Here is a 22,890-nt window from a genome sequence, read left to right on the forward strand (position 1 = left end):
CTACGCCGAGGCGAACGCGGCGCGGCCGGGCGCGGCATCGTCCCGCCGCGGCCCGTTGCCGGCGCCGCTGACGGTGCTCTGGATCACGCCGATGCGCGCGCTGGCCGCCGACAGCGCGCGTGCCCTGCAGGGCGCCGCGCTCGACTTGTCGGTGCCCTGGACGGTCGGCCTGCGCACCGGGGACACGCCGTCGAGCGAGCGGGCACGGCAGGATCGCCGCATGCCGTCGGCGCTCGTGACGACGCCGGAAAGCCTCTCGCTGATGCTCACGCGCGTCGACGCGGGCGACACCTTCGCGCAGCTGCGGCTGGTGGTGGTCGACGAGTGGCACGAACTGCTCGGCAGCAAGCGCGGCACGCAGGCCCAGCTCGCCATCGCGAGGCTCGCGGCGTGGCGGCCGGATCTGCAGGTATGGGGCTTGTCGGCGACGCTCGGCAACCTGCCGCTGGCCAGCGACGCGCTGCTGCACGCGGTGCGCACGCCGCGCGCGCTGGTGCGCGGCACGCTGCCGAAGCCGCTCGTCGTCGATACGCTGATCCCGGACACCATCGAGCGCTTCCCCTGGGGCGGCCATCTCGGCACGCGCCAGGTCGGCGCGGTGGCCGACGGGATCGACGCGGCCGCCAGCGCGCTGGTGTTCACCAACACGCGCTCGCAGGCCGAGCTCTGGTACCAGGCCTTGCTCGAACGGCGCCCGGACTGGGCCGGCCTGATCGCGCTGCATCATGGCTCGCTCGACAAGAGCGTTCGCGACTGGGTCGAGCAGGGCCTGAAGGCGGGGCGGCTGAAGGCGGTGGTCTGCACCTCGAGCCTGGATCTCGGCGTCGATTTCCTGCCGGTCGAGCGCGTGTTCCAGGTCGGCTCGCCCAAGGGCGTCGCGCGCCTGATGCAGCGTGCCGGCCGCTCGGGTCACGCGCCGGGGCGCACCTCGCGCGTGACCATCGTGCCGACCCATGCGCTGGAACTGGTGGAGGCCGCCGCGGCGCGCTGGGCGATCGAGGGCGGCCGGATCGAGGCGCGCGAGATGCCGCTGAAACCGCTCGACGTGCTGGTCCAGCACCTGGTGACGATCGCGATCGGCGGCGGCTTCCGGCGCGATGCGATGCTCGCCGAGGTGCGACGCGCCTATGCCTACCGGGATCTGGGCGAGGCCGAGTTCGATTGGGCGCTCGCCTTCGTGGAGCGCGGCGGCACCTCGCTGGGCGCCTATCCCGATTATCACCGCGTGGTCGTCGGCGACGACGGGCTCTATCGCGTGCCGCGCGAGGAACTGGTGCGCCGGCATCGCAACAATATCGGCACCATCGTCGGCAACGCGACGATCCAGGTCGCGTTCCTGTCCGGCGGCCGGATCGGGGCGATGGAGGAGTCGTTCGTGGCACGGCTGAAACCGGGCGACGTGTTCACCTTCGGGGGCCGGGCGCTCGAACTCGTCCGCGTGCGCGACATGACGGCCTACGTGAAGCGCGCGAGCTCGACGCGCGGCGCGATCCCGCAATGGGCCGGCAGCCGGATGCCGCTGTCGTCGGAACTGGCCGAGGCCGCGCTCGCGATGCTCGCGCGGGCCGCCGACGGCATCTTCGACGAGCCGGAAATGCGCGCGGTGCGTCCGCTGCTGGAGTTGCAGGCCGCCTGGTCGGCCTTGCCCGCGCCCGGCGTGCTGGTCGCCGAAGCCGTCCGCAGCCGCGAAGGACATCATTTCTTCTGCTACCCGTTCGCGGGCCGCACCGCGCATGTCGGGCTCGGCTCGCTGATCGCCTGGCGGGTCGCGCGCGAGCGGCCGAGCACCTTCTCGATCTCGATGAACGACTACGGCTTCGAGCTGCTGTCAGCGCAGCCGTTCGACTGGGGCGCGCTGATCGACGGCGGCCTGTTTTCGCCGGATGGGCTGGAGCACGACATCCTCGCGAGCCTGAACGCGTCGGAACTGTCGGCACGCCGCTTTCGCGAGATCGCCAGGGTGTCGGGGCTGGTGTTCCAGGGGCATCCGGCGCAACAGAAGAGCGCGCGGCAACTGCAGGCCTCGAGCGGCCTGTTCTACGAGGTGTTTCGCCGGCACGACAGCGGCAACCTGCTGCTCGCCCAGGCCGACCAGGAGGTGCTGGAGCAGGAGCTCGAGCTGGGGCGGATGCGCGCGGCGCTGGAGCGCATGAACACCAGCCGGCTGGCCTTGAGCGCGCCGGACAAGCCGACGCCGTTCGCGTTTCCGTTGATCGTGGGGCGGCTGCGCGAGAAGCTCAGCACCGAGACGCTCGCCGATCGGGTCGCGAGGATGCTCGCGGATCTCGAAAAAACCGCGGCGCGCGGCGGGCGTGGATCATGAGCGCCGATGCGCTGACCATCGAGCTGAACGGCCATCCGCTGATGCTGAGCGCGAAGCGCGCGGCCTTCGATCCGGTGCGCGGCTGCCTGCTGGTCGCGGATGCGCACCTGGGCAAGGACGCGGTGTTTCGCGCGCGCGGCATTCCGGTGCCGGCCGGCTCGACCGGCGAAACGCTGGCGCGGCTCGACCGCTTGATCGCGAGCTATCTGCCGGAATCGATCGTGTTTCTCGGGGATCTGCTGCACGCGAGCGAATCGCATGCGGACGACACCCTGGCACCGCTGCGGGCATGGCGGCGTGCGCATCGGGGCTTGCGGCTGGTGCTGGTGGAGGGCAACCACGATCGGCATGCGGGCGCGCTGGCGGCGGAATTCGGCGTGGAGACGGTGGCCGAGCCCTATCGGCTCGGTCCATGGGCGCTGTGCCATCACCCGGGGGAAATCGACGGCGCCTACGCGCTGGCCGGCCACGAGCATCCGGTACTGGCGCTGAAAGGGCAGGGCGACCGCCTGCGGCTGCCGTGTTTTCGCTTCGGCGCGCGCGCGGGCGTGTTGCCGGCGTTCGGCGCATTCACGGGCGGACACGATGTGGGGGCGCCGCGTGCGGACGAGCGGCGCTACGTGATCGGCGGCGATCGAGTGTTCCGCGTCGGAGCCTGAAGGGCGGCGCGGCGCCAGGCTCGACGATACGGCAGGCGAGGACGCAACAAAAAACCCGCGGAGCCAGGGGCTGACGCGGGTTTCTTGCTTGATGCCGGTGATGCTCAGGGTATTCGGTGGTGGAGACGGCGGGAATCGAACCCGCGTCCAGAAGCGGTCCACGACCAGTTCTACATGTTTAGTTCTGTCTTTTGATTTAACCGCCACGTCGCGGACGAACACGCTGCGGGACTGCGATCCGCTAGGTTTTCGACCCTGTCGTCGCGGCGCCGACAGGGCTTAACTGACGTAAATGACCTCTGGCGGTATTGCTACCGGTCTTGCGACACTAGCCCGTCAGTGAACTAGGCAGAGGACGGCGGCCCTTAGGCTGCCAGTGCGAACGTTTCGTCGTTTGCAGTTACGTTTTTCCCATTGATTAACGAGGTGACGGGTCCTCGACATGCCCTAGCCGCTTCGCAACCCCTGTCGAAACCAGGTCGCCCCCACGGACCTGACATTATAGCGCAACATTGCGCAGCAGCTCGCGCAATCCCTTCGTGGTCGCGGCGAAATGCTGCGCCTGCCAGCGCTCGGGCGGCACGCCGTCGCCGCAATAGCCGTAGGCGGCCGCGATGGTCGGCATGCCGGCCGCGGCGCCGGCCTGGATATCGCGCAGGTCGTCGCCGACATAGACGATGCGTTGCGGCGCGATGCCCATCTGCGCGGCCGCATGCAGCAGCGGCGCCGGATGGGGCTTGGCGTGCGGCGTGGTATCGCCGCAGACGACGCTGGCCGCGCGCGCGGCCAGCCCGAGCAGGGCCACCAGCGGCTCGGTCAGCCGCGTCGCCTTGTTGGTGACGATGCCCCAGCGCACGCCGCGCGCGTCGAGCTCGTCGAGCAGCTCGGCGATGCCGGGAAACAACACCGTCTTCACGCAGAGCGCGCCCGCGTAGTTGGCCAGGAACTCCTGGCGCATCGCCTCGTAGCCGGGCGCCTCGGGCGTGATGCCGAAGCCGCCGCCGAGCAGGCCGCGCGCGCCGGCCGAGGCAAGCGGGCGCAGCAGGTCGAGCGGGGTTTCGGCCAGGCCGCGCTCGCGCTGCATCTTGTGGACCGCGCCGGCCAGGTCGGGCGCCGTATCGGCGAGCGTGCCGTCGAGGTCGAACAGGACCGCCTCGCAGTTGGAGAGATCGGCGGCGGCAGTGGCCGGGGCAAGCGGGGAGGCGGGCGTGCTCATGCGTTCGGTAGGCGGGGCAGGGTGGATCGATCAGGCGTGGCGGCGGCAGGCGACCAGGTAGTTCACGTCGGTGTCGTTCGACAGCGAGAAGCGCTTGCTCAGCGGCTGGTAGGTGATGCCGCGAATCTCGGCCACGTGCAGGTCGGTCGCGCGGATGAAGCCGGCCAGCTCGGACGGCTTGATGAAGCGCGCGTAATCGTGCGTGCCCTTGGGCAGCAACTGCGCGATGTACTCGGCGCCGATCACGGCCAGCAGGTAGGACTTGAGGTTGCGGTTCAGGGTCGAGAAGAACACCCAGCCGCCCGGCTTGACCAGCGCCGAGCAGGCGGCGATCACGCCGGCCGGCGAGGGCACGTGCTCGAGCATCTCCATGCAGGTGACGACGTCGTAGCTGCCGGGCTCGCGCTCGGCGATCGCCTCGGCGGCGATCGCCTCGTAGTCGACCGTGACGCCGCTCTCCAGGCTGTGCAGGTCGGCCACCCCGAGCGCCTCGGTCGACAGGTCGATGCCCTTGACCTGGGCGCCCAGGCCCGCCATCGATTCGGACAGGATCCCGCCGCCGCAGCCGATGTCGAGCACGCGCTTGCCGGCCAGGTGCGCATGCGCGTCGATCCAGCCGAGACGGACCGGATTGAGGTCGTGCAGCGGCTTGAACTCGGCGTTCGGATCCCACCACTTATGGGCGAGATCGCTGAATTTCTGTAGTTCGTGCGGGTCGGCGTTGGTCATGTCGGCAAGCGAATAGCGCGGAAAGGGAGCGAGCCCCGAGTATATAAGCGGCGGTTGGCGGCTGCCAGCAAGCGGCCGGCGCCGGCCGCCGGAATGAAAAAGCCCCGCCGAGGCGGGGCTTCAAGGCTGCGGTAACCCGAGAGGTTACTGCCTGCCCATTTACTTCTGCACTTGTTGCGTGCCGACCACTTCGACTTCCACGCGGCGGTCCGGAGCCAGGCAGGAGATGAGCTGCTTGCGGTTCTTCTGGTTGCAGCCAGTCGTGACCGGGTTGCGCTTGCCCTTGCCTTCCGTGTAGACCTTGCTCGACTCGACGCCCTTGCTGACCAGGTACGACTTGACGGCTTGCGCGCGGCGCAGCGACAGACGGTCGTTGTACTTGTCCGAGCCGATGCGGTCGGTGTAGCCCGTTGCGACCACGACTTCGACGTTCATGCCCTGGATCTTGGCTGCCAGTTCGTCCAGCTTCTGCTTGCCCAGCGGCTTGAGCGTAGCCTTGTCGAAGTCGAACAGTGCGTCAGCCTGATACGTGATCTTCTGGCTCGTGATGGCCGGCGGAGCAACCGGAGCGACCGGCGTCGGAGCCGGTGCCTGCGCGACCAGCGCGCCATCGCACTTCGCGTTCGCCGTGGCCGGCGTCCAGAACGCGTCGCGCCAGCAAAGCTCGTTCGTGCCGTTCATCCACACGTATTCGCCCGTGCCATTCACCCAGTTGTCATTCACGGCTTGTCGCGATGCCGGCACCGATTGTGCCGAAGCGGATGCAGCCACTACTGCGGTAGCTGCAATGAACGCGAGCTTTGAAAATTTATTCATATTTCTCCTCTCGAAATTGAGATTACCGCAGGTTTACTGCGAGCCTGATGACGATGACAAGTCATACATTGCTCGGAGTATAACATTGGTGCGACACAAAAAACGCGCCACCACTCCCTGGGAGCAGCGTCTGAATTTCAGTGCTTCGGCATTTTGCCATATCGTTCCCGTCCCACGAAAAAAAATCCTCCCCACCCTAAGAAGCCCCTGGCGATTGTGGTTCCAGTGCAACAGGCGCCTGCAGGATGTTTCAAGGATTGTCAAGAAAAACCGCGGGAGGCGACACGCTTTCGACACAATCCTCGGTTCCGTTGCGTGTGAGCGATTCTGGCAAAACCGTCGATGATGGTCGGCGGCGATGGCAGGGGTGTGTCGATCGGGCGAAATCGCGCCGGGCTGTGCCAGCGAAATGCGTGCCCGGCATCGGCTCGATGTTGGTGCGCGACGGGCATGATTCGGCCGCGCCCAGCGTCCTGCCTCGGCGCGGCGGCCCAGCGGCAAAAAATCGCTATATCTATATAGCGGGGGCAAGGGCGTCGGGGCAGATTTGCCGCATGGTAGAATCGCACGTTGCGTCGTGACTACGGCGTTTACGCGAAAGGCGGTCCCGTCTTCGCTCCGAAACGATACGGATACATGGATCAATTCGCCAAAGAGACCCTGCCCATCTCCCTAGAGGAGGAAATGCGCCGTTCGTATCTCGATTACGCGATGAGCGTGATCGTCGGACGTGCCCTCCCGGATGTCCGCGACGGCCTGAAACCCGTGCATCGGCGCGTGCTGTTCGCGATGCACGAACTGAACAACGACTGGAACCGGGCCTACAAGAAGTCGGCGCGTATCGTCGGCGATGTGATCGGTAAGTACCACCCGCACGGCGACAGCGCCGTCTACGACACCATCGTCCGGATGGCGCAGGATTTCTCGCTGCGCTACATGCTGGTCGACGGCCAGGGCAACTTCGGCTCGGTCGACGGCGATAACGCCGCCGCGATGCGCTACACCGAAATCCGCATGGCGAAGATCGGCCATGAGCTGCTGGTCGACATCGACAAGGAAACGGTCGACTTCGGGCCCAACTACGACGGCAGCGAAAGCGAGCCGCTGATCCTGCCGGCGCGGATCCCGAACCTGCTGATCAACGGTTCGTCGGGCATCGCGGTCGGCATGGCCACCAACATCCCGCCGCACAACCTGTCGGAAGTGGTCGATGCCTGCCATCACCTGCTCGCCAATCCGCAGGCCTCGATCGACGAGCTGATCGAGATCATTCCCGCCCCCGATTTCCCGACCGCCGGCATCATCTACGGCGTCGCCGGCGTGCGCGACGGCTACCGCACCGGCCGAGGCCGGGTGGTGATGCGCGCCACCACGCACTTCGAGGAAATCGATCGCGGCCAGCGCATGGCGATCATCGTCGACGAGCTGCCCTACCAGGTGAACAAGCGCTCGCTGCTGGAGCGCATCGCCGAACTGGTCAACGAGAAGAAGCTCGAGGGCATCTCCGACATCCGCGACGAGTCCGACAAGAGCGGCATGCGCGTGGTGATCGAGCTCAAGCGCGGCGAAGTGCCCGAGGTGGTGCTGAACAACCTCTACAAGTCGACGCAGCTGCAGGACACCTTCGGCATGAACATGGTCGCGCTGGTCGACGGCCAGCCGAAGCTGCTGAACCTGAAGGAGATGCTCGAATGCTTCCTCGCGCATCGTCGCGAGGTGCTGACGCGGCGCACCATCTATGAACTGCGCAAGGCCCGCGAGCGCGGCCACGTGCTGGAAGGCCTGGCTGTCGCGCTGGCCAACATCGACGACTTCATCGAGCTGATCAAGGCCGCGCCGACGCCGCCGATCGCGCGCCAGGAACTGATGGCGCGTTCCTGGGATTCGTCGCTGGTGCGCGAGATGCTGGCGCGCGCCGAGGCCGAGAACGCCGCGGCGGGCGGGCGCGAGGCCTATCGTCCGGAAGGGCTGAACCCGGCCTTCGGGATGCAGGCCGACGGCAAGTACAACCTGTCCGAGACCCAGGCCCAGGAAATCCTGCAGATGCGTCTGCAGCGCCTGACCGGCCTCGAGCAGGACAAGATCATCGGCGAGTACCGCGAGGTGATGGCCCAGATCGCCGACCTGCTCGACATCCTGGCACGCCCGGAGCGGATCACCACCATCATCGGCGAGGAGCTGACGGCGGTGAAGAGCGAGTTCGGCGACGCGCGCCGTTCGCGCATCGAGCTGAACGCCACCGAGCTGAACACCGAGGACCTGATCACGCCGCAGGACATGGTGGTGACCATGTCGCATGCCGGCTACGTGAAGTCGCAGCCGCTGTCCGAGTACCGGGCGCAGAAGCGCGGCGGGCGCGGCAAGCAGGCCACGCAGATGAAGGAAGACGACTGGATCGAGACGCTCTTCATCGCCAACACGCACGACTACATCCTGTGCTTCTCGAACCGCGGCCGTGTCTACTGGGTCAAGGTCTACGAGGTGCCGCAGGGTTCGCGCAACTCGCGCGGCCGGCCGATCGTCAACATGTTTCCGTTGCAGGACGGCGAGAAGATCAACGTGGTGTTGCCGGTCAAGGAATTCTCGGCCGACAAGTACGTGTTCATGGGCACCTCGCTCGGCACCGTGAAGAAGACCCCGCTCGAGGCCTTCAGCCGGCCGCTGAAGAAGGGCATCATCGCGGTCGGCCTCGACGAGGGCGATTTCCTGATCGGCGCGGCGATCACCGACGGCGAGCACGACGTGATGCTGTTCTCCGATTCGGGCAAGGCGGTGCGCTTCGACGAGAACGACGTGCGCCCGATGGGCCGCGAGGCGCGCGGCGTGCGCGGCATGCAGCTCGAGGACGGCCAGCAGGTGATCGCCATGCTGGTGGCCGGCGGCGAGGAGCAGTCGGTGCTGACCGCCACCGAGAACGGCTACGGCAAGCGCACCCCGATCACCGAGTACACGCGCCACGGCCGCGGCACGAAGGGCATGATCGCGATCCAGACCTCCGAGCGCAACGGCAAGGTGGTGGCCGCCACCCTGGTCGAGCCGGAAAGCGAGATCATGCTGATCACCACGGCGGGCGTGCTGATCCGCACGCGCGTTTCGGAGATCCGCGAGATGGGACGGGCTACGCAAGGTGTTACACTCATCAGTCTCGATGAGGGCACCAGGCTTTCGGGCCTGCAGCAGATCGCCGAGGCGGATGCGGATAGCGAAATCGACGCCGACGACGCCTCCGAATCGGAGGGCGGCGACGCCTGAGGCGGCTGCCCGCCGCCCGTACCCGAGCCGCTGAGCGGCCGGGGCGGGCGGTGCAAGAAATCGTTCATATTTCCATGAGGGAGTGATGATGCAAAAACAATTCAAGCAACTGGTGCTGCTGGCAGCCATCGTGCCGACGTTCGCCATGGCGCAGTCGCTGTCGAACCAGGCGCCGGCTGCTTCGGCCGTGGCAGCAGCGCCGATCGACGCCGACAAGAAGGCGGCGATCAGCGACCTGCTGAACGCCATCGACGCACCGAAGCTGGTTGGCGCGATCGCCAACAGCGCGGAAATGCAGTCGAAGCAGCTCGTGCCGGCGATCCTGTCGGACGCGCTGTCGGAGAACAAGACGCTGACGGACGCGCAGAAGCAAGCGGCCGTGCCGAGCCTGCAGAAGAACTCGGTGCAGAAGCTGGTTGACGGCGCCGGCAAGGTGTTCGATTCGCAAGGTTTCAAGAACGACGCGATGCAGGCTCAGTACGACGCTTACGCCAAGTACTACAGCACCTCGGAAATCAAGGACCTGACGACGTTCTACAAGAGCCCGACGGGCCGCAAGTTCATCCAGGTGCAGGACCAGGTCGGCCGCGATGTGGTCAACGGCCTGATGCAGAAGTACATGCCGCAAGCGATCCAGGCAACCCGCGCCCAGGCCGACAAGGAAGTCGCGGCCGTCAAGCCGGGCAAGTAAGCACGCGTTCCTGCCCCCGCCGGCGCGAGCGCGCCGGTTTGGCGGGGCGGCAACGTCGGTGCGATAATGGCCGTTTGCGCGCGAGCGCAAGCGGCCATTCCTTTTCTGGCGCGGCATCCGGCGGGTTCCGGGTGCGCCGCGTCCCTCCCGAGGTTCCAAGATGCGCGTTTTCAATTTCTCCGCCGGTCCCGCGGCCATGCCCGAGGACGTGCTGCGCCAGGCAGCCGACGAGATGCTCGACTGGAACGGCAGCGGCATGAGCGTGATGGAAATGAGCCATCGCGGCCGCGAGTTCACCTCGATCCATGAAACCGCGCTGGCCGACCTGCGCGAGTTGCTGGCCGTGCCGGACAACTACCGCGTGCTGTTCCTGCAGGGCGGCGGCATCGCCGAGAACGCGATCGTGCCGATGAACCTGCTCGGCACGCGCCAGAACGTCGACTTCGTGGTGACCGGCTCCTGGTCGCAGAAGTCGTTCAAGGAAGCGCAGAAGTACGGCACTTCGCACCTGGCCGCCACCGGCCGAACCGAGGACGGGTTCACCCGCGTGCCGGCCTTCTCCGAATGGCAGATGTCGGCCGATCCGGCCTATGTGCATCTGTGCACCAACGAGACCATCGACGGCGTCGAGACCTTCGACATCCCCGATACCGGCAGCGTGCCGCTGGTGGCGGATGTCTCCTCGCACATCCTGTCGCGCCCGCTCGACATCAGCCGCTACGGCGCGCTGTTCGGCGGCGCGCAGAAGAACATCGGCATGGCGGGCGTCACGCTGGTGATCGTGCGCGAGGACCTGCTCGAACGCGCGCTGCCGATCTGCCCGTCGGCCTTCGAATGGAAGACGGTGGCCGCCAACAATTCGATGTACAACACGCCGCCCACCTATGCGATCTACATCGCCGGGCTGGTGTTCAAGTGGCTGAAGGCGCAGGGCGGCCTGGAGGCGATCGAGGCGCGCAACGTCGAGAAGGCGGCGCTGCTCTACGACGCGATCGACGCCAGCAGCTTCTATCTCAACAAGGTGGAGAAAAACGCGCGTTCGCGCATGAACGTGCCGTTCTTCCTCGCCGACGAAACGCGCAACGAAGACTTCCTTGCCGGCGCGAAAGCGCGCGGGCTGCTGCAGCTGAAGGGCCACAAGTCCGTCGGCGGCATGCGGGCGTCGATCTACAACGCGGTGCCGCTCGCGGGCGTGAAGGCGCTCGTCGAGTACATGAAGGATTTCGAGCGCGGCCAGGCCTGACGGCTTCGGGCGCGCTCATCAAGCACGGCTATTCAGCATGGACGACGAACTCAACTCCCGACTCAAACCCCTGCGCGAGCGTATCGACGCGATCGATACGCAGCTGATCGCGCTGCTGAACCAGCGCGCCGCGGTGGCGCTCGAGGTCGGCGAGGTCAAGAAGGAATTCAAGGCACCGGTGTTCCGCCCCGAGCGCGAGCAGCAGGTGATCGCGCGTCTGCAGGAGATGAGCGAGGGGCCGCTGGTCGGCGAGCACATCAATGCGATCTGGCGCGAGATCATGGCCGCCAGCCGCTCGCTGGAAAAGACCATCCGCGTGTCCTTCCTCGGGCCGATCGGCACCTACAGCGAACAGGCGATGTTCGAATACTTCGGGCAATCGATCGAGGGGCTGCCCTGCCCGTCGATCGACGAGGTGTTCCGCGGCGTCGAGGCCGGCGCCTCGGAATTCGGCATCGTGCCGGTCGAGAATTCGGCCGAGGGCGCGGTCTCGCGCACGCTCGACCTGCTGCTGCACACGCAGTTGCTGATCGGCGGCGAGCTGTCGCTGCCGATCCACCACAACCTGCTCTCGCAAAGCGGCAGCCTCGACGGCGTGAAGCGCGTCTGCGCGCATGCGCAGTCGCTCGCGCAATGCCAGCGCTGGCTGGCCGCCAACGCGCCGCACCTTGAGCGCCAGGCGGTGGCAAGCAACGCCGAGGCGGCGCGCCTGGCCGCCGACGATCCCAGCGTGGCGGCGATCGCGGGCGACCGCGCGGCGATCCATTACGGCCTGCAGATCGCCTATTCGATGATCCAGGACGATCCGCACAACCGCACCCGCTTCGTCACCATCGGCCGCGCGCCGACCGGGCCCAGCGGCTGCGACCAGACTTCGCTGATCGTGTCGGTCAAGAACGAGCCGGGCGCCGTGTTCAAGCTGCTCGAGCCGCTCGCGCGGCACGGCGTGTCGATGACGCGCTTCGAGTCGCGGCCGGCGCGAGTAGGCACCTGGGAGTATTACTTCTATATCGACATCGAGGGCCATCGCGACGACGCGTCGGTGGCGGCGGCCCTCACGGAGCTCGGCGGCAAGGCCGCGTTCCTGAAGATCCTCGGTTCGTATCCGCGCGCGCGCTGAAGCCCGGGCGCCGCGGCCACGGCCCGGCGCCGCATCGCTATGTCCATCCCCGCGCGGGCTCCGGCTCGCGCGTTTAACCTGGCCACTGCCGTGTCTGATTTTTCGTTCAACAAACTGGTGATTTTCGGCGTCGGCCTGATCGGCGGCTCGCTGGCGCGCGCGCTGCGCGAGCGCGGCACCGCGCAGGCCGGCCGCGTGATCGGCGTCGGCCGTTCGCCGGCCTCGGTCGAACGCGCGCGCGAGCTGGGCGTGGTCGACGCGATCGCCGCGCTCGACGACGAGGCGCAACTGCGCGCCGCGCTCGATGGCGCCGACCTGGTGCTGCTGGCCGTGCCGGTCGCGCAGACCGGGCCGCTGCTGGCGCGCATCGCGCCGCTGCTCGATTCCGCCACCATCGTCACCGACGCCGGCAGCACCAAGTCCGACGTGGTGGCGGCCGCGCGCGCCGCACTCGGCGAGAAGATCGCCCAGTTCGTGCCGGCCCACCCGATCGCCGGGCGCGAATCGAGCGGCGTCGAGGCCGCGCTGCCCGATCTCTACGTCGGCCGCAACGTGGTGATCTGCGCGCTGCCCGAGAACCCGGCCGCCTCGGTCGAACGGGTCGACGCGATGTGGCGCGCCACCGGCGCGGTGACGCGCACCATGGACCCGGCCCAGCACGACCGCGTGTTCGCCGCCGTCAGCCACCTGCCGCACGTGCTCTCGTTCGCGCTGGTCGAGCAGATCCTCGGCGAGGCCGACGCGGAGCTGAAGTTCTCGTTCGCCGCCGGCGGCTTCCGCGATTTCACGCGGATCGCGGCCTCCAGCCCCGAGATGTGGCGCGATGTCTGCGTCGCCAACCGCGGCGCGCTGCTCGACGAGCTCGACGCCTACACGCGCGTGCTGGCACGCCTGCGCGAGGCGATCGAGGCCGGCGACGGCGCGGCGCTCGAGGCGGTGTTCGCCCGTTCGCGCGCGGCGCGCACGGCATGGCAGGAGCGCGGCGGCAAGCCCGCCTCCGGCCCGGTTCAGTCTTAACAGGATCATTATGGAATTCCTCGATCTCGGTCCGTATTCCCAGGCTTCGGGCACGGTGCGCCTGCCCGGCTCGAAGAGCATCTCGAACCGCGTGCTGCTGCTGGCCGCGTTGTCCGAGGGGGTGACGACGATCACCAACCTGCTCGACTCCGACGACACGCGCGTGATGCTGGCCGCGCTGGCCGCGCTGGGCGTGACGCTGTCGCGCGACGGCGACACCTGCGTGGTGACGGGCGCCGGCGGCGCGTTCCCCGCCAAGACGGCCGACCTGTTCCTCGGCAATGCCGGCACCGCGGTGCGCCCGCTGACGGCCGCGCTGGCCGTGAACGGCGGCGATTACCGCGTGCACGGCGTGCCGCGCATGCACGAGCGGCCGATCGGCGATCTGGTCGACGGGTTGCGCCAGATCGGCGCCGCGATCGACTACGAGCAGAACGAAGGTTTCCCGCCGCTGCGGATCCGCCCGGCCGCGATCGCGATCGACGGCCCGATCCGGGTGCGCGGCGATGTCTCCAGCCAGTTCCTGACCGCGTTGCTGATGGCGCTGCCGCTGGTCGGCCAACCGGACGGCGCGAGCGTGCTGGAGGTGGAGGGCGAGCTGATCTCCAAGCCCTATATCGAGATCACCATCAAGCTGATGGCGCGCTTCGGCGTGCAGGTCGAGCGCGACGGCTGGCAGCGTTTCACGGTGCCGTCCACGCGCTACCGTTCGCCGGGCTCGATCATGGTGGAAGGCGATGCCTCCTCGGCTTCCTACTTCCTGGCGGCCGGCGCGCTCGGCGGCGGCCCGCTGCGGGTCGAGGGCGTCGGCCGCGCCAGCATCCAGGGCGACGTCGGTTTCGCCTCGGCGCTGATGCGCATGGGCGCGAACGTCTCGATGGGTGACGACTGGATCGAGGTGCGCGGGATCGGCCACGATCACGGCAAGCTCGAGCCGATCGACATGGACTTCAACCTGATCCCTGACGCGGCGATGACGATCGCGGTCGCCGCGCTGTTCGCCGACGGCACCAGCACGCTGCGCAACATCGCCAGCTGGCGCGTCAAGGAAACCGACCGGATCGCCGCGATGGCGACCGAGCTGCGCAAGGTCGGCGCGACCGTGGAGGAGGGCGCCGACTACCTGGTGGTGACGCCGCCCGCGCAACTGCTGCCGAACGCGGCGATCGACACCTACGACGACCACCGCATGGCGATGTGCTTCTCGCTGGTCAGCCTCGGCGGCGTGCCGGTGCGCATCAACGACCCGAAGTGCGTGGCCAAGACCTTCCCCGACTATTTCGACCGTTTCACCGCGCTCGCCGGGCGCTGAGCCGTTTGTCCAGATGAAATCGACCCGACCATTCCATCCGACCCCCGTCATCACGATCGACGGCCCGACCGCCTCCGGCAAGGGCACCGTCGCCGCGCTGGTGGCGGCCCACCTCGGTTTCCACCTGCTCGACAGCGGCGCGCTGTACCGGCTCGCGGCGCTCGCGAGCCAGCGCTACGGGATCGAGCCCGACGACGAGGCGGGGCTGGCGAAGCTGGTCGACGACCTGCACATCACCTTCCGCGAGGGCTGCGCGCAGCTCGACGGGGTCGATGTTTCCGACCAGATCCGTGCCGAGGTGGTCGGCAACCGCGCCTCGGCGATCGCCGTGCACGGCGGCGTGCGAGCCGCGCTGGTGGCGCGCCAGCGGGCCTTCCGCAAGACCCCGGGGCTGGTCGCGGACGGCCGCGACATGGGCACCGTGATCTTCCCCGACGCGGGCCTCAAGGTGTTCCTGACGGCGAGTGTCGAGGCCCGCGCGGCGCGCCGGCATAAGCAATTGATGCAAAAAGGTTTTTCTGCTAATATTGACAACTTGCTCCAGGATTTGCGTGAGCGCGACGCGCGAGACAGCAACCGCGCGGCCGCGCCGCTCAAGCCTGCGGAGGATGCGAAGCTGCTCGATACCTCGGGCCTGACGATCGAACAAGCGGTCGAGCAGGTCCTGGCCTGGTACCGGGAAGCCTCGGGCCAGCCGGCCTGAACCTGCCGGCGGCGCAACGAATCAGGCAGTACCCGCAGCATGCAGTGGCAGTAGGTGCTTCAGGCGTCCGGCGCGGGCCGGTTCCCGAAGCGTGTTTCAACCCTTAACCCCGTGTGGCGATCGCACCGCCAGCCAGGCCAGGTGGCCCAGGCAAGAGAGACGGCGCGGCACCATGCACAATCCGATTTTTATGTCCGACCTGCAAACCTCCACCCCGAATACCGAATCCTTTGCGGCCCTGTTCGAAGAGTCGCTGACCCGTCAAGACATGCGCGCCGGCGAAGTGATCTCCGCCGAAGTCGTGCGTGTCGACCACAACTTCGTGGTCGTCAACGCGGGTCTCAAGTCCGAGGCCTACATTCCCATCGAGGAATTCCTGAACGATCAGGGCGAGGTTGAGGTCCAGTCGGGCGATTTCGTTTCCGTCGCGATCGACGCGCTGGAAAACGGCTATGGCGACACGATCCTGTCCCGCGACAAGGCGAAGCGCCTGGCTTCGTGGCTGTCGCTGGAAAAGGCACTCGACAACAACGAACTCGTCACCGGCACCATCACGGGCAAGGTGAAGGGCGGCATGACCGTGATGGTCAACGGCATCCGTGCCTTCCTGCCGGGTTCGCTGGTCGATACGCGTCCGGTCAAGGACACCACGCCGTACGAAGGCAAGACGCTCGAGTTCCGCGTCATCAAGCTCGATCGCAAGCGCAACAACGTGGTGCTGTCGCGCCGCGCCGTCATCGAAGCCACCCAGGGTGAAGAGCGCGCCAAGCTGCTCGAGACGCTGAAGGAAGGCGCGATCGTCAACGGCGTGGTCAAGAACATCACCGACTACGGCGCATTCGTCGACCTCGGCGGCATCGACGGCCTGCTGCACATCACCGACATCGCATGGCGTCGCGTGCGTCACCCGAGCGAAGTCCTCTCGGTTGGCCAGGAAGTCACCGCCAAGATTCTCAAGTTCGACCAGGAAAAGAACCGCGTCTCGCTGGGCATCAAGCAGCTGGGCGACGATCCGTGGGAAGGCATCTCGCGCCGTTACCCGTCGGGCACGCGCCTGTTCGGCAAGGTCACCAACATCACCGACTACGGCGCATTCGTCGAAGTGGAATCGGGCATCGAAGGCCTGGTCCACGTGTCGGAAATGGACTGGACCAACAAGAACGTCGCACCCTCGAAGGTTGTCCAGCTGGGCGACGAAGTCGAAGTCATGGTCCTCGAGATCGACGAAGACCGTCGTCGTATCAGCCTCGGCATGAAGCAGTGCAAGCCGAACCCGTGGGATGACTTCAGCCGCAACTTCAAGAAGGGCGACAAGATCACCGGCGCCATCAAGTCGATCACCGACTTCGGCGTGTTCATCGGTCTGCCGGGCGGCATCGACGGCCTGGTCCACCTGTCGGACCTGTCGTGGAGCGAGTCGGGCGAGGAAGCCGTTCGCAAGTACAAGAAGGGCGACGAAGTCGAAGCCATCGTGCTGGGCATCGATGTCGAGAAGGAACGCATCTCGCTGGGCATCAAGCAGCTCGAAGGCGATCCGTTCAGCAACTACGTCGCGATGAACGACAAGGGCTCGATCGTCGACGGCGTCGTGAAGACGGTCGACGCGAAGGGTGCCGTCGTCACGCTGACGGGCGACGTCGAAGGCTACCTGCGCGCATCGGAAATCTCGCAGGATCGCGTCGAAGACGCACGCAACGTGTTGAAGGAAGGCGACAAGGTCAACGCGATGGTGATCAACATCGATCGCAAGTCGCGCGGCATCAACCTGTCGATCAAGGCCAAGGATTCGGCTGAGCAGCAAGAAGCCATCCGCGGTCTGCAATCCGACAGCAGCTCGGCTGCCACCGGCACGACGAACCTCGGCGCTCTGCTGAAGGCAAAGCTCGACGGCCAGAACCAGTAAGCCTCGCGAGGTCTGCTGAAGTATGACCAAATCCGAGTTGGTCGCCCAGTTGGCAACGCGATTTCCGCAACTTGTCCTCAAGGATGCGGATTTCGCGGTGAAAACGATGCTCGATGCGATGTCGGACGCTTTGTCCAAAGGGCATCGCATCGAAATTCGCGGCTTCGGCAGCTTCGGTCTCAACCGCCGTCCGGCCCGCGTGGGCCGCAACCCGAAGTCGGGCGAGAAGGTGCAGGTACCCGAGAAGTACGTACCGCATTTCAAGCCCGGCAAGGAATTGCGCGAACGTGTCGATGGCCGCGCCGGCGAACCGTTGAAGAACGACAGCGACGACGACGAGTGATCGTCTCGTTGCCCGAAGCCCTGCCAACCGGCATGGCTGTGAAAAGCGCCCCTAGCGGGCGCTTTTTTTATGCCTGCCGCCACCTGCGCGGATCGGATGCGCGGTTGGCGAAACGCTTCCATTACAATACGGGCACTTCAGGCGCGGCGCAGCGGGAGCACGCACGCGCAACAAGTTGACAGGAGGGCTCCATGAAATTCGTCGTCTGGCTGATCCGTGTGCTGGTGTTCGTGCTGCTGCTGGTGCTGGCGCTGGCCAATACGCAAACCGCGACGCTCAACTTCCTCGCCGGCTACAACTGGCAGGCACCGCTGATCCTGATCGGCCTGGCATTCTTCGGCGTCGGCCTGATTGCCGGCCTGCTTTCGGCGCTGCCGGCCGTGCTGCGCATGCGTCTCGAGAACGGCCGCCTCAAGCGCGACCTGCGCTCGGCCCGCGAGACCCCGGTGGTGGTCGACCAGCCGCCGATGCCGCCCGTCATTTAACGATCGTCGGGCCGCCGCACGCGCGGCCCCGACCTAGCCTCGATACCTCATGGATCTGGATTTCTGGTGGCTGCTGGCCATCCCCGTCGCGTTCGCCTTCGGCTGGGCGGCGTCCCGCTACGACCTCAAGAAGCTGTTGTCGGAGAATGCGAACCTGCCGCGCTCGTATTTCCGCGGCCTCAACTTCCTGCTCAACGAGCAACCCGACCAGGCCATCGATGCCTTCATCGAGGTCGCCAAGCTCGACCCCGAGACGGTCGAGCTGCACTTCGCGCTCGGCAACCTGTTCCGCCGACGCGGCGAAACCGATCGCGCGATCCGCGTCCACCAGAACCTGCTGAACCGCGACGACCTGCCCGTCAACGAGCGCGATCACGCGCTGTACGAGCTGGGCCAGGATTTCCTCAAGGCCGGGCTGCTCGATCGCGCCGAGGAATCCTTCCACCGCCTCGCCGACGGCGATTACGCGCTCGGCGCGCAGCGCGCGCTGCTGACCATCTACGGCATCGAGAAGGACTGGAACAAGTCGATCCAGACGGCGCGCAAGATCGAGACCATGAGCGGCAGTTCGCTGTCGACCGAAATCGCGCAGTTCCATTGCGAGCTGGCCGGCGAGGCGCTGGCCAGGAAGGACGGCGCGGCAGCGGCCCAGCAGTTGCGCGACGCGCTGGCCGTGAATCCGCACAACGTGCGCGCCACCATCCTGTCGGGCGAGGCGGCCGAGGCCGCCGGCGATCACCAGGCGGCGATCGCCCATTGGCGTCGCGTCGAGCAGCAGAACGCCGCCTACCTGCCCTTGGTGGCCGAGAAGCTGATGAAGGCCTATATCGCGCGCGGGCAGGCGGCCGAAGGCGCCGAACTGCTGACCGACTATGCCGATCGTTATCCCTCGAATGATCTGCTCGACGTCGCTTTCCAGTACGTGGCCGAGCTGCGCGGCGCCGATGCCGCGCACACGCTGGCGCGCACCCAGATGCAGAAGGCGCCGAACCTGTCCGGCATGCTGCATCTGCTCGATGCGCAGATCGCCACGGCCGACGAGCCGCGTCGCGGCGAACTCGAGATGATGCGCGCGCTGGTCAAGCAACGGACCAAGAACCTGCCGCGCTACACCTGCCACGACTGCGGTTTCCGCGCACGCCTGTTCTACTGGCAGTGCCCCGGCTGCAGTGGCTGGGAGACCTACGCACCGCGGCGTGTCGAGGCCGGCGTCGCCAACTAGGCGCACCACACTCCGTCACGAATGCGGCGCAGAATCATGCTTAACCTCCGGAACGAATCACCGGGAAACCTATGAAAATCACCATCATCGGCACCGGCTACGTCGGTCTCGTCACGGGCGCCTGTCTCGCCGAGATCGGCCATGACGTGTTCTGTCTCGACGTCGATCCGCGCAAGATCGAGATCCTGAACCAGGGCGGGATCCCGATCCACGAACCCGGCCTCAAGGAAATCATCGCGCGCACGCGCGCGGCCGGCCGGATCACGTTCTCGACCGACGTCGCGGCCAGCGTCGCGCATGGCGAGATCCAGTTCATCGCGGTGGGCACGCCGCCCGACGAGGACGGCTCGGCCGACCTGCAATACGTGCTCGAGGCGGCTCGCAATATCGGCCGCCACATGACCGAGGCGAAGGTGATCGTCGACAAGTCGACGGTGCCGGTCGGCACCGCCCTGCGCGTGCATGGCGTGGTGGCCGAGGCGCTCGCGGCGCGCGGGCTCGGCAACAGTTCCGCGCATCGTTTCTCGGTGGTCTCGAACCCGGAATTCCTGAAGGAAGGCGCGGCCGTCGAGGACTTCATGCGGCCCGACCGCATCGTGATCGGCGTCGACGACGACGAGGTGGGCAACGTGGCGCGCGAGAAGATGAAGAAGCTCTACGCGCCGTTCAACCGCAATCACGAGCGCACCATCTACATGGACGTGCGCTCGGCTGAATTCACCAAGTACGCCGCCAATGCGATGCTGGCCACGCGCATCTCGTTCATGAACGAGATGTCGAACCTGGCCGAGCGCGTGGGCGCCGACATCGAGGCGGTGCGCCGCGGCATCGGCTCCGATCCGCGCATCGGCTATCACTTCCTCTATGCCGGCGTCGGCTACGGCGGCTCGTGCTTCCCGAAGGACGTGCAGGCGCTGATCCGCACCGCGGCCGAGAACGGCCAGCCGCTGCGGATCCTCGACGCGGTCGAAGCCGTCAACCACGCGCAGAAGAGCGTGCTGCTGGCCAAGATCGAGCAGCGCTTCGGCACCGATCTGTCGGGGCGCACCTTCGCTGTCTGGGGCCTGGCCTTCAAGCCCAATACCGACGACATGCGCGAGGCGCCGAGCCGAACCCTGATCGCCTCGCTGCTGGCGCGCGGCGCTTCGGTGCGCGCCTACGATCCGGTCGCGATCGACGAGGCGCGCCGCGTGTTCGCGCTCGACCTGGGCGACGATGCCGCCGCGCAGGCGGGCCTGGCCTTCGTGCCGAGCAAGGAAGAGGCCGTCACGGGCGCCGATGCGCTGGTGGTGGTCACCGAATGGAAGGAATTCAAGAGTCCCGACTTCGCGCATCTGAAGTCGGTGCTCAACGCGCCGGTGATCTTCGACGGGCGCAATCTCTACGAACCCGAGGCGATGGCCGAACTCGGGATCGACTACCACGCTATCGGACGTCCGCATGTCGCAGCCCAATCCTCCGCGCGCGGCTGAGGCCGCCGCCAGCGTCGCGACGGTGCCGCGCGAGCGGCTCGCCGCATCGCGCGTGCTCGTGGTCGGCGACGTGATGCTCGACCGCTACTGGTTCGGCAACGTCAACCGGATCTCGCCCGAGGCGCCGGTGCCGGTGGTGCACGTGCAGCGGCAGGAAGAGCGGCTCGGCGGCGCGGCCAACGTGGCGCGCAACATCGTCACGCTCGGCGCGAACGCGGGCCTGCTCTGCGTGGTCGGCACCGACGAGCCGGGCGAGCGCATCGTCGGCCTGCTCGGCGAGAGCGGCGTGGAAACCCACCTCGAGCGCGACGCGCAACTGCCCACCACCATCAAGCTGCGCGTGCTGGCCCAGCAGCAGCAGTTGCTGCGCGTCGACTTCGAGGCCTCGCCCCAGCACGAGGTGCTGCTGGCGGGGCTGGCACGCTTCGACACGCTGCTGCCCTCGCACGGCGTGGTGCTGATGTCCGACTACGCCAAGGGCGGCCTCACGCATGTCACCACCATGATCGCCAAGGCGCGTGCGGCGGGCCTGCCGGTGCTGGTCGACCCGAAGGGCGCCGATTGGGCGCGCTACCGCGGCGCCTCGCTGATCACGCCGAACCGCGCCGAGCTGCGCGAAGTGGTGGGCGGCTGGCATTCCGAGGACGACCTGCGCGCGCGGGTGCGCGAGCTGCGCGCCTCGCTGGCGCTCGACGCGCTGCTGCTGACGCGCTCGGAAGAGGGCATGACGCTGTTCTCCGATGCCGGCGAGCTGAACGTGCCGGCGCTCGCGCGCGAGGTGTTCGACGTGTCCGGCGCGGGCGACACGGTGATCGCCACCGTCGCGGCCATGCTCGGCGCGGGGCTCTCGCTCGACGCGGCCGTGATGCTGGCCAATCGCGCGGCCGGCATCGTGGTCGGCAAGCTCGGCACGGCCACCGTCGAATATGGCGAACTGTTCAACTGAGCGGCGCGCGCGATGCGCGCCGCTTCGTACTTACATCTTCTGACAGCAGGACGATCATGACCCTCATCGTCACCGGCGCAGCCGGCTTCATCGGCGCGAATCTCGTCAAGGCGCTCAACGAGCGCGGCGAGACGCGCATCATCGCGGTCGACAACCTGAGCCGCGCCGACAAGTTCAGGAACCTGGTCGATTGCGAGATTGACGACTATCTCGACAAGACCGAATTCGTCGAGCGCTTCCAGCGCGGCGATTTCGGCAAGGTGCGCGCGGTGTTCCACGAAGGCGCCTGTTCGGACACGATGGAAACCGACGGCCGCTACATGATGGACAACAACTTCCGCTACAGCCGCGCGGTGCTCGACACCTGCCTGGCGAACGGCACGCAGTTCCTCTATGCCTCGTCGGCGGCGATCTACGGCGGCTCGACGCGCTTCGTCGAGGAACGCGAGGTGGAGGCGCCGCTCAACGTCTATGGCTATTCGAAGTTCCTGTTCGACCAGGTGATCCGCCGCGTGCTGCCGGACGCGAAGAGCCAGATCGCCGGTTTCCGCTACTTCAACGTCTATGGCCCGCGCGAGACGCACAAGGGCCGCATGGCCTCGGTGGCGTTCCACAACTTCAACCAGTTCCGCGCCGAGGGCAAGGTCAAGCTGTTCGGCGAGTACAACGGTTACGCGGCCGGCGAGCAGACGCGCGATTTCGTCTCGGTCGAGGACGTGGTGAAGGTCAACCTGTTCTTCTTCGATCATCCGGAGAAGTCGGGCATCTTCAATCTCGGCACGGGCCGCGCCCAGCCCTTCAACGACATCGCCAGCTCGGTGGTCAACACCCTGCGCGCGCTCGACGGCCAGCCGCCGCTGACGCTGGCCGAGCAGGTCGCGCAGGGGCTGATCGAGTACGTGCCGTTCCCCGATGCGCTGCGCGGCAAGTACCAGTGCTTCACGCAGGCCGACCAGTCGAAGCTGCGCGCGGCCGGCTACGACGCGCCGTTCCTGACCGTCCAGGAAGGTGTCGACCGTTACGTGCGCTGGCTGTTCGGCCAGCTATAAAGCAGCCCGAATCATCCCTAGACTGGGTCTCACGGTCGGCAGCCGCCGGCCGTTTTTCTTGATGGGGAGATCTGGATGCTGAAGAAGATTCTGGTGGTGGCGATGTGGTTCGCGGGGCTCGCGCAGGCGTGGGCGGCAGTCGACGTCAATCAGGCCAACGACGAGGCGCTGCGCGGCATCAAGGGCATCGGCCCGGCCAAGGCCCGCGCGATCGTCGAGGAGCGCGAGGCGCATGGCCCGTACAAGGACACGGCCGATCTCGCGCGGCGCGTGAGCGGCATCGGCGAGAAATCGGTCGAGCGGCTGGTGGCCGAGGGCCTGACGGTCGGCGCGGCCAAGGCACCGGCGGCGGCCGCGGCTCCTCCCGCGGCGGCGGCACGCGGCGCGGC

Annotated in this window: 20 protein-coding genes and 1 other RNA gene; 17 read left to right on the forward strand and 4 right to left on the reverse strand. The window is 67.1% G+C overall.

All coding sequences use genetic code 11. The features are described from left to right. Together F3J10_RS25460 and pdeM are read left to right on the forward strand one after the other, a co-directional pair. Positions 1–2,323, forward strand: a 2,323-nt coding sequence (locus F3J10_RS25460; protein WP_167243285.1) for a ligase-associated DNA damage response DEXH box helicase, incomplete at its 5' end; no start/stop codon positions are given. Then, positions 2,320–2,982 carry a ligase-associated DNA damage response endonuclease PdeM gene (pdeM, locus tag F3J10_RS25465; protein WP_167243286.1) on the forward strand — a complete coding sequence of 221 codons (663 nt, stop codon included), beginning with the start codon at positions 2,320–2,322 and terminating at the stop codon, positions 2,980–2,982. The genes F3J10_RS25460 and pdeM, both read left to right, overlap by 4 nt. A gap of 117 nt (positions 2,983–3,099) precedes the next feature. On the opposite strand, the gene ssrA is transcribed toward pdeM, so the two are convergent. The 4 genes from ssrA to ompA form a co-directional block, all read right to left on the reverse strand. After that, positions 3,100–3,469, reverse strand: a transfer-messenger RNA (tmRNA) gene (ssrA, locus tag F3J10_RS25470). A 12-nt stretch (positions 3,470–3,481) separates the two neighbouring features. Beyond that, a complete protein-coding gene (locus F3J10_RS25475; RefSeq protein WP_025100606.1) occupies positions 3,482–4,198 on the reverse strand; it encodes an HAD-IA family hydrolase in 717 nt (238 codons plus the stop codon). 30 nt (positions 4,199–4,228) lie between these two features. Then, positions 4,229–4,927: a bifunctional 2-polyprenyl-6-hydroxyphenol methylase/3-demethylubiquinol 3-O-methyltransferase UbiG gene (gene ubiG, locus F3J10_RS25480; protein WP_013696990.1), complete on the reverse strand. Its 699-nt coding sequence runs from the start codon at positions 4,925–4,927 to the stop codon at positions 4,229–4,231. A gap of 159 nt (positions 4,928–5,086) precedes the next feature. Next, positions 5,087–5,743, reverse strand: a complete 657-nt coding sequence (ompA, locus tag F3J10_RS25485; RefSeq protein ID WP_025100608.1) for an outer membrane protein OmpA — start codon at positions 5,741–5,743, stop codon at positions 5,087–5,089. Between the two features lie 636 nt (positions 5,744–6,379). On the opposite strand from ompA, the gene gyrA reads away from it, so the two are divergent. From gyrA to F3J10_RS25560, 15 genes are all read left to right on the forward strand, one after another. Then, complete coding sequence (gene gyrA, locus F3J10_RS25490) at positions 6,380–8,995, forward strand: DNA gyrase subunit A (protein WP_017918757.1); 2,616 nt, start codon at positions 6,380–6,382, stop codon at positions 8,993–8,995. A gap of 88 nt (positions 8,996–9,083) precedes the next feature. After that, positions 9,084–9,686 (forward strand): DUF2059 domain-containing protein, encoded by a 603-nt coding sequence (locus F3J10_RS25495; protein WP_025100610.1) that lies wholly within the window; start codon positions 9,084–9,086, stop codon positions 9,684–9,686. A 160-nt stretch (positions 9,687–9,846) separates the two neighbouring features. Further along, on the forward strand, positions 9,847–10,929 hold the full coding sequence (serC, locus tag F3J10_RS25500) for a 3-phosphoserine/phosphohydroxythreonine transaminase (RefSeq protein ID WP_036037630.1): 1,083 nt from the start codon (positions 9,847–9,849) through the stop codon (positions 10,927–10,929). Positions 10,930–10,966: 37 nt separating this feature from the next. Next, positions 10,967–12,049: a prephenate dehydratase gene (pheA, locus tag F3J10_RS25505; RefSeq protein WP_025100612.1), complete on the forward strand. Its 1,083-nt coding sequence runs from the start codon at positions 10,967–10,969 to the stop codon at positions 12,047–12,049. A gap of 90 nt (positions 12,050–12,139) precedes the next feature. After that, entirely contained in the window at positions 12,140–13,066 is a 927-nt protein-coding gene (locus F3J10_RS25510; protein ID WP_025100613.1) for a prephenate dehydrogenase/arogenate dehydrogenase family protein, read from the forward strand. A 10-nt stretch (positions 13,067–13,076) separates the two neighbouring features. Continuing rightward, on the forward strand, positions 13,077–14,378 hold the full coding sequence (aroA, locus tag F3J10_RS25515; protein ID WP_167243287.1) for a 3-phosphoshikimate 1-carboxyvinyltransferase: 1,302 nt from the start codon (positions 13,077–13,079) through the stop codon (positions 14,376–14,378). A gap of 13 nt (positions 14,379–14,391) precedes the next feature. Then, on the forward strand, positions 14,392–15,081 hold the full coding sequence (gene cmk, locus F3J10_RS25520) for a (d)CMP kinase (RefSeq protein ID WP_166914510.1): 690 nt from the start codon (positions 14,392–14,394) through the stop codon (positions 15,079–15,081). Positions 15,082–15,253: 172 nt separating this feature from the next. Then, positions 15,254–16,984, forward strand: coding sequence for a 30S ribosomal protein S1 (gene rpsA, locus F3J10_RS25525; protein WP_013696999.1), 1,731 nt, complete (start codon positions 15,254–15,256; stop codon positions 16,982–16,984). A 22-nt stretch (positions 16,985–17,006) separates the two neighbouring features. Beyond that, a complete protein-coding gene (locus F3J10_RS25530) occupies positions 17,007–17,327 on the forward strand; it encodes an integration host factor subunit beta (RefSeq protein ID WP_013697000.1) in 321 nt (106 codons plus the stop codon). Between the two features lie 191 nt (positions 17,328–17,518). Then, entirely contained in the window at positions 17,519–17,812 is a 294-nt protein-coding gene (locus F3J10_RS25535) for a LapA family protein (RefSeq protein ID WP_013697001.1), read from the forward strand. Between the two features lie 49 nt (positions 17,813–17,861). Continuing rightward, a complete protein-coding gene (lapB, locus tag F3J10_RS25540; protein WP_025099019.1) occupies positions 17,862–19,034 on the forward strand; it encodes a lipopolysaccharide assembly protein LapB in 1,173 nt (390 codons plus the stop codon). Positions 19,035–19,105: 71 nt separating this feature from the next. Continuing rightward, positions 19,106–20,506 (forward strand): UDP-glucose/GDP-mannose dehydrogenase family protein, encoded by a 1,401-nt coding sequence (locus F3J10_RS25545; protein ID WP_167243288.1) that lies wholly within the window; start codon positions 19,106–19,108, stop codon positions 20,504–20,506. Beyond that, entirely contained in the window at positions 20,475–21,452 is a 978-nt protein-coding gene (rfaE1, locus tag F3J10_RS25550; RefSeq protein ID WP_052143028.1) for a D-glycero-beta-D-manno-heptose-7-phosphate kinase, read from the forward strand. The genes F3J10_RS25545 and rfaE1 overlap by 32 nt, the downstream gene beginning before the upstream one ends. 56 nt (positions 21,453–21,508) lie before the next feature. Then, on the forward strand, positions 21,509–22,501 hold the full coding sequence (gene rfaD / locus F3J10_RS25555; RefSeq protein ID WP_013697005.1) for an ADP-glyceromanno-heptose 6-epimerase: 993 nt from the start codon (positions 21,509–21,511) through the stop codon (positions 22,499–22,501). Positions 22,502–22,576: 75 nt separating this feature from the next. Next, the coding region (locus tag F3J10_RS25560) for a helix-hairpin-helix domain-containing protein (protein WP_167243289.1) at positions 22,577–22,890 on the forward strand (314 nt) is incomplete at its 3' end.

It is taken from the genome of Burkholderia sp. Cy-637, from assembly GCF_011753175.1.
Lineage (GTDB): Bacteria > Pseudomonadota > Gammaproteobacteria > Burkholderiales > Burkholderiaceae > Burkholderia > Burkholderia gladioli.

What these genes read in the sequence shown, in the direction of transcription:
- pdeM (WP_167243286.1), top strand. Translation starts at nt 2,320, where the DNA reads ATGAGCGCCGATGCGCTGACCATCGAGCTGAACGGCCATCCGCTGATG.
- F3J10_RS25475 (WP_025100606.1), bottom strand. Translation starts at nt 4,198, where the DNA reads ATGAGCACGCCCGCCTCCCCGCTTGCCCCGGCCACTGCCGCCGCCGAT.
- ubiG (WP_013696990.1), bottom strand. Translation starts at nt 4,927, where the DNA reads ATGACCAACGCCGACCCGCACGAACTACAGAAATTCAGCGATCTCGCC.
- ompA (WP_025100608.1), bottom strand. Translation starts at nt 5,743, where the DNA reads ATGAATAAATTTTCAAAGCTCGCGTTCATTGCAGCTACCGCAGTAGTG.
- gyrA (WP_017918757.1), top strand. Translation starts at nt 6,380, where the DNA reads ATGGATCAATTCGCCAAAGAGACCCTGCCCATCTCCCTAGAGGAGGAA.
- F3J10_RS25495 (WP_025100610.1), top strand. Translation starts at nt 9,084, where the DNA reads ATGCAAAAACAATTCAAGCAACTGGTGCTGCTGGCAGCCATCGTGCCG.
- serC (WP_036037630.1), top strand. Translation starts at nt 9,847, where the DNA reads ATGCGCGTTTTCAATTTCTCCGCCGGTCCCGCGGCCATGCCCGAGGAC.
- pheA (WP_025100612.1), top strand. Translation starts at nt 10,967, where the DNA reads ATGGACGACGAACTCAACTCCCGACTCAAACCCCTGCGCGAGCGTATC.
- aroA (WP_167243287.1), top strand. Translation starts at nt 13,077, where the DNA reads ATGGAATTCCTCGATCTCGGTCCGTATTCCCAGGCTTCGGGCACGGTG.
- cmk (WP_166914510.1), top strand. Translation starts at nt 14,392, where the DNA reads ATGAAATCGACCCGACCATTCCATCCGACCCCCGTCATCACGATCGAC.
- rpsA (WP_013696999.1), top strand. Translation starts at nt 15,254, where the DNA reads ATGCACAATCCGATTTTTATGTCCGACCTGCAAACCTCCACCCCGAAT.
- F3J10_RS25530 (WP_013697000.1), top strand. Translation starts at nt 17,007, where the DNA reads ATGACCAAATCCGAGTTGGTCGCCCAGTTGGCAACGCGATTTCCGCAA.
- F3J10_RS25535 (WP_013697001.1), top strand. Translation starts at nt 17,519, where the DNA reads ATGAAATTCGTCGTCTGGCTGATCCGTGTGCTGGTGTTCGTGCTGCTG.
- lapB (WP_025099019.1), top strand. Translation starts at nt 17,862, where the DNA reads ATGGATCTGGATTTCTGGTGGCTGCTGGCCATCCCCGTCGCGTTCGCC.
- F3J10_RS25545 (WP_167243288.1), top strand. Translation starts at nt 19,106, where the DNA reads ATGAAAATCACCATCATCGGCACCGGCTACGTCGGTCTCGTCACGGGC.
- rfaE1 (WP_052143028.1), top strand. Translation starts at nt 20,475, where the DNA reads ATGTCGCAGCCCAATCCTCCGCGCGCGGCTGAGGCCGCCGCCAGCGTC.
- rfaD (WP_013697005.1), top strand. Translation starts at nt 21,509, where the DNA reads ATGACCCTCATCGTCACCGGCGCAGCCGGCTTCATCGGCGCGAATCTC.